The organism is Micromonospora sp. NPDC050200 (genome assembly GCF_040656135.1).
GTDB lineage: Bacteria > Actinomycetota > Actinomycetes > Mycobacteriales > Micromonosporaceae > Micromonospora.
Window position 1 is genome coordinate 159,268 of the sequence record NZ_JBFALG010000005.1, and the last position, 13,544, is coordinate 172,811.

General features: G+C 73.9%; 15 protein-coding genes and 1 pseudogene. 6 read left to right on the forward strand and 10 right to left on the reverse strand.

Annotation, left to right across the window (positions count from 1 at the left end; genetic code table 11):
• Positions 1-262: 262 nt before the first annotated feature.
• The 6 genes from AB0I41_RS06125 to ychF form a co-directional block, all read right to left on the reverse strand.
• A complete protein-coding gene (locus tag AB0I41_RS06125) occupies positions 263-1,060 on the reverse strand; it encodes an ABC transporter permease (RefSeq protein WP_357102358.1) in 798 nt (265 codons plus the stop codon).
• Positions 1,057-1,995, reverse strand: coding sequence for an ATP-binding cassette domain-containing protein (locus AB0I41_RS06130; protein WP_357102360.1), 939 nt, complete (start codon positions 1,993-1,995; stop codon positions 1,057-1,059). The genes AB0I41_RS06125 and AB0I41_RS06130 overlap by 4 nt, the downstream gene beginning before the upstream one ends.
• Positions 1,992-2,234, reverse strand: a complete 243-nt coding sequence (locus AB0I41_RS06135; protein WP_357102362.1) for a hypothetical protein — start codon at positions 2,232-2,234, stop codon at positions 1,992-1,994. The genes AB0I41_RS06130 and AB0I41_RS06135 overlap by 4 nt, the downstream gene beginning before the upstream one ends.
• The gene (locus AB0I41_RS06140; protein WP_357102364.1) at positions 2,234-2,854 is read right to left on the reverse strand and encodes a helix-turn-helix domain-containing protein; all 621 of its coding nucleotides are present in this window, start codon (positions 2,852-2,854) and stop codon (positions 2,234-2,236) included. The genes AB0I41_RS06135 and AB0I41_RS06140 overlap by 1 nt, the downstream gene beginning before the upstream one ends.
• Before the next feature lie 393 nt (positions 2,855-3,247).
• Positions 3,248-3,679, reverse strand: a complete 432-nt coding sequence (locus AB0I41_RS06145) for an SRPBCC family protein (protein WP_357102366.1) — start codon at positions 3,677-3,679, stop codon at positions 3,248-3,250.
• A 388-nt stretch (positions 3,680-4,067) separates the two neighbouring features.
• Positions 4,068-5,153: a redox-regulated ATPase YchF gene (gene ychF, locus AB0I41_RS06150; RefSeq protein ID WP_357102368.1), complete on the reverse strand. Its 1,086-nt coding sequence runs from the start codon at positions 5,151-5,153 to the stop codon at positions 4,068-4,070.
• A gap of 104 nt (positions 5,154-5,257) precedes the next feature.
• On the opposite strand from ychF, the gene AB0I41_RS06155 reads away from it, so the two are divergent.
• Positions 5,258-5,842, forward strand: coding sequence for an exonuclease (locus AB0I41_RS06155; protein ID WP_357102370.1), 585 nt, complete (start codon positions 5,258-5,260; stop codon positions 5,840-5,842).
• Between the two features lie 45 nt (positions 5,843-5,887).
• Here the strand turns inward: AB0I41_RS06155 and AB0I41_RS06160 are convergent, their stop codons facing one another.
• Positions 5,888-6,622: a peptidase E gene (locus AB0I41_RS06160; protein WP_357102372.1), complete on the reverse strand. Its 735-nt coding sequence runs from the start codon at positions 6,620-6,622 to the stop codon at positions 5,888-5,890.
• A 66-nt stretch (positions 6,623-6,688) separates the two neighbouring features.
• On the reverse strand, positions 6,689-7,186 hold the full coding sequence (locus AB0I41_RS06165; RefSeq protein ID WP_357102374.1) for a MarR family transcriptional regulator: 498 nt from the start codon (positions 7,184-7,186) through the stop codon (positions 6,689-6,691).
• 93 nt (positions 7,187-7,279) lie between these two features.
• Between AB0I41_RS06165 and AB0I41_RS06170 the strand changes: the two are divergent.
• Positions 7,280-8,101, forward strand: a pseudogene (locus AB0I41_RS06170) (EamA family transporter); the annotation flags it as partial.
• A gap of 116 nt (positions 8,102-8,217) precedes the next feature.
• On the opposite strand, the gene AB0I41_RS06175 reads toward AB0I41_RS06170, so the two are convergent.
• Positions 8,218-8,667: a hypothetical protein gene (locus AB0I41_RS06175; RefSeq protein WP_357102376.1), complete on the reverse strand. Its 450-nt coding sequence runs from the start codon at positions 8,665-8,667 to the stop codon at positions 8,218-8,220.
• A gap of 174 nt (positions 8,668-8,841) precedes the next feature.
• Here AB0I41_RS06175 and AB0I41_RS06180 point away from each other — a divergent pair, with 174 nt between their 5' ends.
• The 4 genes from AB0I41_RS06180 to AB0I41_RS06195 all read left to right on the forward strand — a co-directional run bounded on the left by AB0I41_RS06180 (position 8,842) and on the right by AB0I41_RS06195 (position 11,970).
• Complete coding sequence (locus tag AB0I41_RS06180; protein ID WP_357102378.1) at positions 8,842-9,351, forward strand: SigE family RNA polymerase sigma factor; 510 nt, start codon at positions 8,842-8,844, stop codon at positions 9,349-9,351.
• The gene (locus AB0I41_RS06185) at positions 9,348-9,776 is read left to right on the forward strand and encodes a hypothetical protein (RefSeq protein WP_357102380.1); all 429 of its coding nucleotides are present in this window, start codon (positions 9,348-9,350) and stop codon (positions 9,774-9,776) included. Before AB0I41_RS06180 ends, AB0I41_RS06185 begins: the two co-directional genes overlap by 4 nt.
• Positions 9,777-9,931: 155 nt before the next feature.
• The gene (locus tag AB0I41_RS06190) at positions 9,932-11,464 is read left to right on the forward strand and encodes an AlkA N-terminal domain-containing protein (RefSeq protein ID WP_357102382.1); all 1,533 of its coding nucleotides are present in this window, start codon (positions 9,932-9,934) and stop codon (positions 11,462-11,464) included.
• Entirely contained in the window at positions 11,461-11,970 is a 510-nt protein-coding gene (locus AB0I41_RS06195; protein WP_357102384.1) for a methylated-DNA--[protein]-cysteine S-methyltransferase, read from the forward strand. The genes AB0I41_RS06190 and AB0I41_RS06195 overlap by 4 nt, the downstream gene beginning before the upstream one ends.
• 92 nt (positions 11,971-12,062) lie before the next feature.
• Here AB0I41_RS06195 and AB0I41_RS06200 read toward each other — a convergent pair whose 3' ends face one another.
• Positions 12,063-13,481, reverse strand: a complete 1,419-nt coding sequence (locus tag AB0I41_RS06200; protein WP_357102386.1) for a hypothetical protein — start codon at positions 13,479-13,481, stop codon at positions 12,063-12,065.
• Positions 13,482-13,544 lie beyond the last annotated feature (63 nt).

The window sequence follows — 13,544 nt, forward strand, 5'->3', positions numbered from 1 at the left end:
GACACGGAGACGGCCCGACACGGAGACGGCCCGACACGGAGACGGCCCGACACGGAGACGGCCCGACACGGAGACGGCCCGACACGGAGACGGCCCGGCACGGAGACGGCCCGGCACGGAGACGGCCCGGCACGGAGACGGCCCGGCACGGAGACGGCCCGGCACCGCCGGTGCTGGAACGGTGGGCGGTCCAGAACAGCGGGCGGGCTCAGCGTCGCGCACGCTGGCCATGCCATCGACTCGGACCGAGCCCCGGCGCCGGTCAGGTGAGGTCGCGGCGCATGGGGACGATGACGGCGAGGACGGAGGCGGTGAGTGCGTACGCCAGGAGCAGCAGTGCGCCGGCGGCCGGTGGTAACAACTGGACGGGCGCGGTGGCGAGCTGTTGGGACATGGCGTCGGCGAGGTAGGTGAAGTCGGTCAGGGACGCGGTCGCGCCGCCGGGCAGAACTGGATAGAGCAGGTTGACGCCGGGGATCAGCATGAGCAGCGTCTCACCCATGTACAGGTAGCCGACCACGATGGACAGGGCCACGACCTGGTTGCGGATGAGCGCGCCCATGCCGACGCCGATGAGCAGGTAGGCCACCATCGCGACACCGATGCGGGCGAGCAGGGCCAGCACCGTGCCGGCGGGTAGCCCGAGCGAGATTCCCCGGGCGGCGGCGACGCCGAAGAACGCGATGGCAGCGCTGCCGGCGAGGACGATCCCGTACGCCAGCCCGGCGACGCCGTACGTGATGAGCTTGGCGGCCAGTACCTGCCAGCGGCGCGGTGCGAACAGGAACGTGACGGCGGCCGTGCGGTGCCGGTATTCGGAGGTGACGGCGACGGTGCCGATGGCCGCCGGTACGAGCGCGGTGTAGCCGAGGATGCCGAGGATCGAGCGGATGCCGGCTTCCGTGTCCAAGCCGGGCATGGGCGGGTCGAAGTTCTCCGGGCCGACCAGCGTCATGGCGCCGACCAGGCCGCCGCCGAGGAGGGCGCCGGCGATCAGAAGTCCCGCCCACATGCGGGTCGCCAGCAACCTGCGGAACTCCGCCTTGATCAACGGTCTCATCGGGTACCTGCCTGTTCGGGCGTGACCGGCCGGTCGGTGGTCAGGTGGAGGAAGAGCTGTTCGAGGCTGGTGCTCTCGGTGACCAGTTCGTGTACCCGCAACTGGTGCGCCGCGGCGAGGTCGGCGACGCGCGCTGCGTCCAGGCCGTGTACCCGCAGCCGTCCGGGCCCGACCGGTTCGACGCGCGGCGCGGTGCCGCCGGCGGGGCTGGCCGCCAGGATCCCGGCCATGGCCTCGGCGTCCGGCGAGCTGACCAGCACCGCCGGCGGGCCGGCGAGCCGCGACCAGGGCCCGGCGGCGACCAGTTCACCACGCCGGATCACCACCACGTCGTCCACGAGCAGCTCGACCTCGCTGAGTACGTGGCTGGAGACCAGAACGGTGCGGCCCTCGTCCGCCAACTGGCGCAGGAACCCGCGCAGCCACGCCATGCCCTCCGGATCGAGGCCGTTGCTCGGCTCGTCCAGCAGCAGTACGCGAGGGTCGCCGAGCAGCGCGGTGGCGAGGTTCAGCCGCTGCCGCATGCCGGTGGAGAAGCCGCGCGTACGACGGTCGGCGGCTTCGGCCAGGCCGAGCAGGTCCAGCAGTTCGGCGACCCTGCTGTCCGGGTAGCCGCCCATCGCGGCGTAGACGCGCAGGTGGTCGCGGGCTGTGTGGCCGGGGTGGAACGCGGTCGCGTCGAAGACCGCCCCGACGATGCTGGACGGCCGTGGCAGCCGCTCGTACCGCTGGCCACCGATGGTCGCGGTGCCGGAGGTGGGCGACACCAGGCCGGTCAGCATGCGCATCGTCGTCGTCTTGCCGGCACCGTTCGGGCCGAGGAATCCGGTGACGGCACCGGGCTCGACAGTGAAGCTGAGATCACGTACGGCGGTGACGGCACCGTACCGCTTGGTCAGGTGCGAGACCTCGATCGCGAGACGGTCGCCGGTCATGGGCGTGCCGCCACGAGCTGCCGAGGGCCGCCGAACACGCCCCAGACGCCGATCTTGACGAGGCCGGACACCACGTATCCGCGCCGCGCACCGCGGGCCAGGGGCAGCGGCTTGTCGACACAGGCGGCTTGCCGTATCGCGGCGACGGGGACCGCCAGCCGCTCACGCGCGACCCACAGCCGCTCCCATCCCGTGAACCGGATGTCGATCAGATCGCCGGTGAACGTGACCGATGCCATCAGACGCCCCCTACCGTCTCAGCAGAGCCGTCCGTGGGCTCTGGCTCTGGTATCACCTGTTTGGTGTTGCCGGTGCTCTTCGGCTGGTCGACCGGCAGCAGGACGGTCGCCAGCAACCGGGCCTTCCGCCCGTCTCCCGGCTCGTTGTTCAGTAGTGGGCCGACGATCGCGCTGAAATCAGCGGCGAACTTGGCCAACTCCTCGTCGGTCAACTGCAGGACGAGCTGGTGGTATCCGACGCCGTCGGCGGCGAAGTCGATGCGCTCCCGGCTGAGGTAGCGGGTGAACTCCGACAGCAGGCTCGACACGAACGCCGTGAAGTAGCGCTCGTGATCCTCGGCGGTAGCCGTGGCCAAGGTCGCGGCGTCGAGCGTTCCGCCCTGGTCAGGCAGCGCGTACACCCGCTCGACCGCACCGCGCACCCGGTGCGTCTCGACCACCTCGAGGAGCCCGCCCTTGACCAGCGTCGCCAGGTGCCGGTACAGCGTGGCCTGAGGGACGTCCGGCAGCAGCTCGATGAGGTCGCGGGTGGTGAGCCGCGAACCAGCGACGGACCGCAGGATCCGGAGCCGCACCGGATGCAGCGCCAGCTCGGCCCAGCGCTCCATGGACATATCCATGCAGCGACCCTATCACTATCGAGAGTGATAAGGGTTGCCGGACTGCCGTGGGGAAGGCAGGCACCTCGGTGCTCTCGGCCCCGCCTGGTAACTGAGCAGCAGCGTTCAGGTCCCGGGTGTCGGGCCGTGCCGTGGTAGGCCGACATTGACCGCTGCATCGGGCACGCACGGATTGCTTCGGTTGTCGATGCCCTGACTACTCACCTCATCGGCCGCTCAGCGACGGGTGCGGCCTCGACGCGCTGCCCAGACTCCACCAACGATTGCCGCCGCCGTTGGCAGGAGACAGCAGAGGGTCAGGACGAACAGGTGCCACCGCTTGAGGGCCCCCATGGCCGCGAGAGTAGGCACCATTGACCACCAGCGCTGCCCCCAGCAGGGCCAGGGAAGCTGTCAGTGGTTGGCGTCCCGGGCCAGCGCCCCCCGCAGGTATTCCAGGTCGACGCCGAGGGCGTTCCGGCTGGTCAGCCGAAGCAGCGGAGCGATCAGCGGGCTGCGCAGGTCCAGGTCGATCTGGTGCAGGATGCTGGTCCCGTTCGACACGCGGTCGAGCCGGAAGCTGAGTTCGGCACGCCGGAACAGGTGGGACTTCAGCAGCACGAAGGCCACTTCCTGCTCGGCGTCGTACCGGGTAATCCGGAACCGCTGACGCTTGCCCGACGGCGCGATGGTCATCGCCTCGTATCCCACGCCGACCGGCCCGGTTGACAGCGGGACAACCTCCGCGACGCTGCGGTCCCAGCGAGGCGCGGTCAGTGGATCGCTGAGGAACCGCCACACCGGCCGAATGTCCTGCGGGACGACGATGGATGAGCTGAGCTTCATCGGATGCCTGCCTTCCTTCCAGCGTCTTGATGGTCCTGCTTGTCGCAAGCGTGGCGGCCGGCCCGGCCGATGCCGGCCGGAGGTCGCCAGCAGGCCGCGGCCGAGCCGGCGAGGCCCACATTGCCGGCCGCCTCGAACCTCAAAGAGCCGAATTCAGCATGGCGGCTGCCCGAAAATTCTCGGCGACGCATTCGGTGTGAAAGAACGGTCAGCCCTCCGTGAGCTGGCATCGGAGGCACCGTGAGCTGCGAGAACGATTCACGCTAGCCCCTGTGCGTCCACCTGAGCCTGTCCCCGTCGTCACTCACCTGGTCACCCAGATGATCGACATACATTGTCCCATGCGGCGACGGGATGTGCTCTGGTGGGCGTTGTTCGGTGATTCGCCTCAGACGTTGAAGCGGAACTCCACCACGTCGCCGTCCTGCATGACGTACTCCTTGCCCTCGATCCGGACCTTGCCGGCGGCCTTGGCCGCCGCCATCGCTCCGGCCTCGACCAGGTCGGCGTAGGAGACGACCTCGGCCTTGATGAAGCCGCGCTGGAAGTCGCTGTGGATGACGCCCGCGGCCTCCGGCGCGGTCGCGCCGACCGGGACGGTCCAGGCGCGCGCCTCCTTGGGGCCCGCCGTCAGGTACGTCTGGAGCCCGAGCGTGCGGAAGCCGATCCGGACGAGCTGGTCGAGTCCGGGCTCGTTCTGCCCGATCGACTCCAGCAGCTCGCGGGCCTCCTCCTCGGGCAGGTCCACCAGCTCAGACTCGATCTTGGCGTCCATGAAGACCGCCTCGGCGGGTGCGACCAGCGCGCGCAGTTCGTCGAGGAACTCGGCGTTGGCCAGCTCGGCCTCGTCGACGTTGAAGACGTACAGGAAGGGCTTGGTGGTGAGCAGGTGCAGCTCGCGCAGGTGCTCCAGCTCGATCTTCGCGGCGGCGGCCCCGGCGTAGAGCGTGGTCCCGCCGTCGAGCACCTCGACGGCGGCCTTGGCGGCGGCGACCGCGGCGGCCCGGTCCTTGCGGAGCTTGGCCTCCTTCTCCAGCCGCGGCAGCGCCTTCTCCAGGGTCTGCAGGTCGGCGAGGATCAGCTCGGTGTTGATCGTCTCGATGTCGTCGGCCGGGGAGACCTTGCCGTCGACGTGCACCACGTTCGGGTCGGAGAACGCGCGCACCACCTGGCAGATCGCGGAGGCGTCGCGGATGTTGGCCAGGAACGCGTTGCCCCGGCCCTGCCCCTTGGAGGCGCCGCGCACCAGGCCGGCGATGTCGACGAACGACACCGGCGCCGGCAGCACCTTCTGCGAGGAGAAGATCTCGGCGAGCTTGTCCAGCCGCTCGTCCGGCAGCCCGACGACGCCGACGTTGGGCTCGATCGTGGCGAACGGGTAGTTCGCGGCGAGCACGTCGTTCTTGGTGAGCGCGTTGAACAGGGTGCTCTTGCCGACGTTGGGCAGGCCGACGATGCCGATGGTGAGACTCACGACGAGCCAGCTTACGCCGCCGTCCGTCGGTGCCCGGCAGGCAGGCCCGCCCGCCGGGCGAAAAGGCGTCCCGGGTACGCCAGGGGCGTTGCTAGCCTGCCCGGATGACGAGCGGGGCGGGTGAGCGGCTGCCGGAGCTGTACGTGGCGGTGGACGTCGAGGCGGACGGCCCGATCCCCGGCCCGTACAGCATGATCTTGCTGGGCATGGCGGTGGCCGGGCGGCCGGATCTCACCTTCTACACGGAGCTGAAGCCGATCTCCGAGGAGTTCGTGCCGGCCGCCCTCGCGGTCTCCGGGCTCGACCGGGACCGGCTGCTCCGGGAGGCGCCCACCGCCGAGGAGGCGATGACCGCCGCCGCACGCTGGGTCAACGGGCTGCGCCGGATCGGCCGGCCGGTCTTCCTGGCCGCGCCCGCCGTCTGGGACGGCATGTTCGTGCACTGGTATTTCGTCCGGTTCACCGGCCGCAGCCCGTTCGGCGCGACCGGCTCCGGCGTCGACCTGCGCAGCTGGTGGATGGGGCGGACGGGCGGCGAGTGGGTGCGGACCCGCAAGGGGATCATCAAGCACGAGCTGGGCCTGACCGACGTGCCGCACACCCACCACGCCGGGGAGGACGCGGCCGAACTGGCCCAGGTCTTCGACGCCGCGCTCCGGCACCGCCCCGGGCGGGCCGAGGCCGGCTGAACCGCTCGCGCCGTCCGTGCAACCGAAGGGTGGAGCGACCGGCGGTCAGGCCGTGAGCAGCCGGGGCTCGATCCGGGTCTCCCGGGCGCCGCCCGCACCGTCCGGGGCGACCTCGTACGCGGCGATGCCCGCCCGGTCGGCGACCGCCTCGACCAGCCGGGTGCCCCGGTAGACCAGCCCGACCCCGTCGTCCGTGCAGTGGCTGACCGGCAGAGTGCCGTCGCCGACCAGCCGGTGCATCAGCGGGCGACGCTGCTCCTCGCTGTCGTAGTGCACCCCGTTGCCGTACGGCAGCCAGCCCAGGCCGTTGGTGAAGCCGCGCAGGGTGTGGCCGAAGCTGTCGGTGGCGCCGCCGAGGTGCCAGCAGATCGAGCCGGCGGAGATGCCGCCGAGCACCACGCCGGCCTCCCAGCACTCGCGCAGGATCTCCGGCAGGCCGTGCGCCCGCCAGACCGCGCAGAGGTTGGCGACGCTGCCGCCGCCGACCCAGACGACGTCCTGGGCGAGCAGGTGGGCGCGGATGTCCTCGACGTTCGGCCTCGGGAACAGCGCCAGGTGGGAAGGGCGGAACCGGGTGCCGGCGAAGGCCCCGTAGAAGAGGGTGAACGACGTGGGCTGGTCGCCGACCGCCTGGTTGAGGTAGCAGATCCGCGGCTCGTCAGCCCCGGCCAGCTCGGCCATCAGGTCGAAGACCGGGCCGGGCTTCGCGTCCCAGGGGCCACGGTTGCGGCTGGTGAAGCCCATGCTGGTCGCGACGATGGTGGGTTCGCTGGCGGCCACGGGAGATCCTTCCGTCGGGGTGACGTCCCCCATCCTGCGTCATTGCGGGCCCGGCCGCCGTCCGGGTCAGCCCGCTTCGGCGGCCGCGAGCAGCGCGCGGAGCAGGTCGCCCAGGCGGGCCTGGTCCGCCGGGGGCAGGGCGTCGAGGATCCGTCGCTGCACCGCCAGGCCGGCCTCGGCGGCCTCCTCGACCGCGCGGCGGCCGGCGTCGGTCAGCGTCACCCGCAGGCCCCGCCGGTCGGCCGGGTCGGGGGCGCGGCGGACCAGCCCCACCCGTTCCAGCCGGTCGAGCCGGCCGGTCATCCCGCCGGAGGTGAGCATCAGCGCGGCGCTCAGTTCCTTCGGCGCCAGCGTGTACGGCTCGCCGCTGCGCCGCAGCGCGGCCAGCACGTCGAACTCGCCACGGCCGATGGCCCAGTCCGCGTACACCTTCTCCTGCGCGTCGCCGACGATCCGGGCCAGCCGGTAGATCCGGCCGAAGACCGCCATCGGCTCGGGCCGCATCCCGACGCGCTCGCGCCGCCACTGCTCGACGATGAGGTCGACGTCGTCCCGGTCGGTCACCCCCGGATTGTGCCCCACGTCGCCTTCCCCTTTTCCCTCACGGATGCTTAGCTTAACACTAAGATACTTACCGCCAAGAGAATTGAGTGCCCGATGAGCCGTCGCCGCACCGACATCGCGCTGACCGCCCTCGCGCCCACCGTCTGGGGCACCACCTACCTGGTCACCTCCGAGCTGCTGCCACCCGATCGGCCGCTGTGGTCCGGCGCGCTGCGGGCACTGCCCGCCGGGCTGCTGCTGCTCGCGCTGACCCGCCGCCGCCCGCACGGCTCCTGGTGGTGGCGGGCAACCCTGCTCGGCGCGCTGAACATCGGCGCGTTCTTCCCGCTGCTCTTCCTCGCGGCGTACCGGCTGCCGGGCGGCACCGCCGCCGTGCTCGGCGCCGCGCAGCCACTGCTCGTCGCCGGCCTCACCGTGCTGGTGCTGCGGGACCGGCCACACCGGCTCGCCCTGCTGGCCGCCGTGACCGCCCCGCTCGGCGTCACGCTGGTCGTGCTCCGGCCGGACGCCGGCACCGACCCGCTCGGCGTGGCCGCCGGGCTCGCCGGCACCGCCGCGATGGCCACCGGCCTGGTGCTCACCCGCCGCTGGGGCCGCCCGGCCGGGATCAGCACCCTCGCCGCGACGAGCTGGCAGCTCACCGCCGGCGGCCTGCTGGTCACGCCGCTCGCGGTCGTGGTCGAGGGCGCGCCGCCGGCACCGGACGCCCCGGCCCTGCTCGGGTACGCCTGGCTCGGGCTGGTCGGCACCGCGCTGGCGTACGTGCTGTGGTTCCGGGGCGCGGGCCGGCTGCCGTTGACGCAGGTCTCGGTGCTCGGCGCACTGAGCCCGCTGACCGCCGCCGCGCTCGGCTGGCTCGTGCTGGACCAGGCGCTCAGCCCGACCCAGCTCGCCGGCTTCGCCCTGGCCGTGGCGGCGATGGTGGTGGCGCAGCTGCCCGCCCGCCCCGGGCACCGCACCGACCGGCCGCCGACGCCCGACGCCGCCCCCGCCCCGACGCCCGGATCGGCCGCCGGCTCGGCCGGGGAAGGTCAGCCGGCCAGGCGCCAGTCCACCCCGAGCGCCTCGGCCTCCGGCAGCGCCCCGGCGGGCAGTTCAGCCGCCGCAGCGAACGGCAGGGTGAACCGGTGCGCGGCGGCCGGACCCGACGCGTACGACTCGCCGAGCATCCAGCGCACCTCGTCGACCGTCCAGCCCAGCCCGCGCCGGCCGGCGATCTCGCGGACCAGCCGCAGCCCGGGCCGGGTGTCGTCGTCGTAGAAGCGCATGCACCAGTGGTGCACCCACATGCCCAGCGCGCGCAGGCCGGCCGGATCCAGCGACGCGGCGAGCCGGCCGCACGCGGTCTCCCCGAAGGGGCGCCCCGGCTCACCGACCCGGTCCCGCTCGATCGCCCCGTACGCCGCCGGCGCGACCGCCCGCATCCGGTCGTAGAAGCCCTGCACCACCGCGCGGTCGAGCCGTGCCCGCCCCGACCGCATCAGCGGGCACCTCGCCCGGCCACGCTCGCCATCGCCCCGCACCCTTCTTGAGTTGGTGGCGGGACCGTACCGACCACTACCGACACTTTCTCGCGTCCGATCCCTTGCCACATCAGGGATAGCTGGCCCGACCTGCGGCGTCTGTATCTGTGAGGAGCGGAACGGGGAGGGTGGGTGGACGAGGACGAACGGGCCCGGCTGGCCGAGTTCGTGGCGAGCCGTACGCCGGCGCTGATGCGGGTCGCGTACCTGCTCACCGGCGACCGGCACGCGGCGGAGGACCTGTTCCAGTCGGCGCTGGCGCGGACGATCCCGCGCTGGCGGACGCTGCGCAACGCGGACCCGGAGGGCTACCTGCGCACGGTCATGTACCGGGAGCAGGTCAGCTGGTGGCGGCGGCTGCGCCGGTACCGGGAGTCGCTGCTCACCGGCGCGCACGAGGTGGCCGGCGCCGATCCGAGCGGCGGCACCGACCTGCGGCTGGCCATGCGGGCGGCGCTGCGGCACCTGCCGCCGGCACAGCGGACCGTGGTGGTCCTGCGCTACTACGAGGACCTCACCGAGACCCAGGTCGCCCAGGCGCTGGGCTGCTCCGTCGGCACGGTCCGCAGCCGGACCCATCGCGCCGTCGTCCGGCTGCGCGAGCTCCTGCCGGACGTCGAACTCCTGGAGGTACGGCGATGACGTCCCCCCTCGAAAACCTGATCCGCACCACCCTGACCGACCTGGCCGAGGAGGCACCGACAGTGCAGGACCAGTTGCAGCCGGCGGAACGACGGGCCCGGACCCGACGCCGCGCCACGGTGACGATGGGCGCGGTGGGCACGCTCGCCGCCGTCCTGATCGCCGCCCCGCTCGCGATCGCCCAGACCGGCTCGGACGCCCCGCGTCCGGCCGCCCCTACCGCCCCGCCGACCCCGTCGGCGCGCCCGGCCGAACCGACCCCCTCCCCCAGCGCCGACGCCACACGCAAGCCCCGGCCACCGCTGCCCGACCCGGGCGTGCCGCATGACCCGTCGGCCAGCCCGGCCCTACCCGACCCGGGCGTGCCGACGCCAAGCCCGATCGACCCCCCGGTGTCGGCGCGCCCCAGCCCGTCCCCGCGCTGATCCCGCGCCCGGCGCCCCGGACGTCCCGCGTCCCGCGCTCAGGCGACCTGCGCCCGGCGCCCCGGACGACTCCCCGTCCGAGGCGTCGGGCGTCGCCATGCTCAGGTCCGATTCCCGCGAGCCACCGGCCCTGACCAGGGGGCATCATCGGTGGCGTGGAGTTGGACTTCGAACGGTGCTACCGGGCCGTGGACAGCCGTGACCAGCGCTTCGACGGCTGGTTCTACACCGGCGTGACGTCGACCGGGATCTACTGCCGGCCGTCCTGCCCGGCGATGACGCCGAAGCGGCAGAACGTCCGGTTCTTCCCGTCGGCCGCCGCCGCGCAGGGCGCCGGGCTGCGCGCCTGCCGCCGCTGCCGCCCGGACGCCGCGCCCGGCTCGCCCCAGTGGGACGTACGGGCCGACGTGGTGGGCCGGGCCGTCCGGCTGATCGCCGACGGGGTGGTCGACCGGGACGGCGTACCGGGGCTGGCCACCCGGCTCGGCTACACCGAGCGGCACCTGCACCGGATGCTCCGCGCCGAACTGGGCGCCGGCCCGCTCGCGCTGGCCCGGGCCCAACGGGCGCAGACCGCCCGCACGCTGATCGAGACGACCGGGCTGGGCATGGCCGAGATCGCCTTCGCGGCCGGCTTCGGCAGCGTCCGGCAGTTCAACGACACGGTCCGCGAGGTCTACGGCACCGCCCCGTCCGAGCTGCGGACGGCACGGCGCGGCCGGCCGGCGCCCGGCGGCGCGGGGACGATCACGCTGCGGCTGGCGTACCGGCCGCCGCTGCACGCCGCCGCGCTGCTGGACTTCCTCGCCGTCCGCGCGCTGCCGGGCGTGGAGGAGGTACGCGACGGGACGTACCGCCGGGGGTTGCGGCTGCCGCACGGCGCCGCGGAGGTGGCACTGACCCCGGCGGACGGCCACGTCTCGGCGACCCTGCGCCTGGCCGACATGCGCGACCTGTCCCCCGCGGTGGCCCGCTGCCGCCGCCTGCTCGACCTCGACGCGGACCCGCAGGCCGTCGACGAGACCCTCGCCGCCGATCCCGCCCTGGCCCCCGCGGTCGCGGCCGAACCCGGCATCCGCCTCCCCCGCGCCGTGGACGGCTTCGAGGCCGCCCTGCGCGCCGTGGTCGGCCAGCAGATCTCCGTCCGCTCCGCCCGCACCACCCTCACCCGCCTCCTCCAGTCCGCCTCCCCCGTCCCGGCCCCCACCCCCGACCCCGTTGATCAAGAGGTTTCGGTCCTGGAGAGCGCTTCCACAGTGCGCAAACTTCTTGATCAACACGGGCAGGGGCGGGGGGCGGGTGGGAGGGGGGTGCGGGGGTTTCCCAGTGCGGAGGTGGTGGCGGGGCTGCCGGACGCGGCGTTCGGGATGCCGGCCGGGCGACGGGAGACGGTACGGGCGCTGGCGCGGGCCGTCGCCTCCGGCGAGATCGACCTCGACCCGGGCGGAGACCGGGAGGAGGTCGTCCGGCGGCTGACGGCGGTGCCCGGGATCGGGGCGTGGACCGCCGGCTACGTGGCCATGCGCGCCCTCGGCGACCCGGACGTCCTGCTCCCCACCGACCTCGCGGTACGCCGGGGCGCTGCCGCCCTCGGCCTGCCCACCGACCCGAAGACCCTCGACACGCACGCCGAGCGCTGGCGCCCCTGGCGCTCGTACGCGGTGATCCGACTCTGGAGAGCAGCATGAGCATCGACAGCACCGTCATCGACACCCCCGTCGGCCCGCTGAGCGTCCTGGCCGGCCCGGACGGAGCCGTCCGGGCGGCCGGCTTCACCCCCGCACCGGAGAACCTGCTCCCGGTGGTGCACCCGAGCCTGCGCGGGGCGCTGCGGCACCGCGCCGACCTCGGCCCGGTCACCGTCGCCGTCCGGTCCTACCTCGACGGCGACCTGACCGCCATCGACGGGGTGCCGGTGGAGCAGCACAGCGGCGGCGCGTTCATGACCCACGCCTGGGAGGTGCTGCGCGAGGTGAAGCCGGGCGAGCCGGTGACGTACACCGCGTTCGCCGGGCTCGCCGGGCGGCCCGCCGCCGTACGGGCGGCGGCCGCCGCCTGCGCCCGTAACGCCGCCGCCCTCTTCGTCCCCTGCCACCGGGTGCTGCGCACCGACGGGACTCTCGGCGGCTACCGGTGGGGGCTGCCCGTGAAGGAGTGGCTCCTCGGGCACGAGCGGCCGCTGACGGCAAGCTGACCGGCGTGGCCGTAGAGGGCCGGACCCGCGCCGGTTCGCCGGCCGGGCGGGAGCCGACCAGGGGGCCGGACCCGGCCCGGCGGGTCACGGTCTCAGTCCGGCAGCTGTCCGGAGGCCGGCGGCGCGTCGGCCACCGCTCCCGTCGCCGCGCCGGTCACGGCCAGCCGACGGGAGAGCTCGGCCAGCACCGCCACCAGCACGCCGACCACGCCGACCAGCACGAACATGGTCGGCACCGGCACACCCCGGTAGGCGGTCCCCGCCGCCAGGTAGGCGAAGGGCAGCAGCGTGGTGGCATTCGTCAGCAGGGCGGCGACCCAGACGGCCAACAGCCCGACCGGCGATTCACCGGGCGGCTCCGGCCGCAGCGCCGACCGGGTCAGGCCGTACCCGAACGAGAGGCCGGCGCCGACGGCCGCGACCCCGACCTGGGCCGGGTTCACCACGTCCAGCCCCCGGAAGGCGTTCACCGCGTCGGCCACCACTCCGGCGGCGGCGACCACCAGGAGGCCGACCGCGTCCCCGGCCACCGTGCCGCCCCGGCGGGCCCACCAGGTGCCCACCAGGATCACCAGCACACTGAGCACCAGGAACGGTACGGCGGACGGCCCGACGACGTAGGGGAAGGCCAGCAGTGTCGCCGGGCCGAGCCCCAGGCCCACGGCCACCTGACGGACCCCGTCAACCCCCCAGGTACGCGCCGCGTAGCCGAGCAGCAGCAGGGCGGTGAGCAGCGCGACGGCGAGCAGTGGCAGCGTGCTCGGCGACCCGGGCAGGGGGCGGCGCAGGTTCTCGGCCAGGTCCGCGACGACGTCGTCCATCATGCTCCGGCCCAGGGCGCCGGCGAGCACGGTGGACCCGGCGGCGACCCCGATCACCAGCACCGCGCCGATCCGGGGGTGCCGCGCCGGCGCTTCGGCCAGGAAGCTGCCGCCGGCCAGAACGACCGTGGCGCCGAGGACCGCCAGGACGGCGAGCCAGAGCCACCAGTCGAGGACCGGGGCGGACGGATCGGGCCCCCGGATGACGGGCAGCGCGCCCAGCGGCGCCAGGGCCACCCCGACCGCGAGGGCGGCGGTGCCGACGTGCCGCAGCGGACGGGTGAGCTGGACGAGGCCCAGCAGCGTGCCGCCGACCGCCAGTCCGACCCCGGCGGCACCCGCCAGCACGGCGAGGGCCTCGGACAGGGCGGTGGCGGGAAGCCGGGTGACCGCGTCCGCGGCGTCCCCGTTCGCCACATCGGCCGCCCCGACCAGCAGCACCCCGGCCGTCGCCAGCCACCAGCCGGCGACCCGGGAGGCGAGGACGGTCAACCCCAGCGCGAGCAGCAGCACGGCGGGCGCGAGCGCGACCACGGCGACCGGGCGACCCTGGCCGGCCGGCGCGTACGGGGCGTACAGCAGGGAGAACCCGCGGGTGCCCAGCACGTACCCCACCGGGAGCGCGGCAACGACCGCGGCGAGCCGGTGCCGCGCTCCCGACCCGGGTCGTGCCTCCGCCGTGCCGTCCATTCCGGTCTCCCCGGTGCGTGGTGCGCCGATGCTGTCACGGGCACCGGCCGGCGTGCTCCCCCG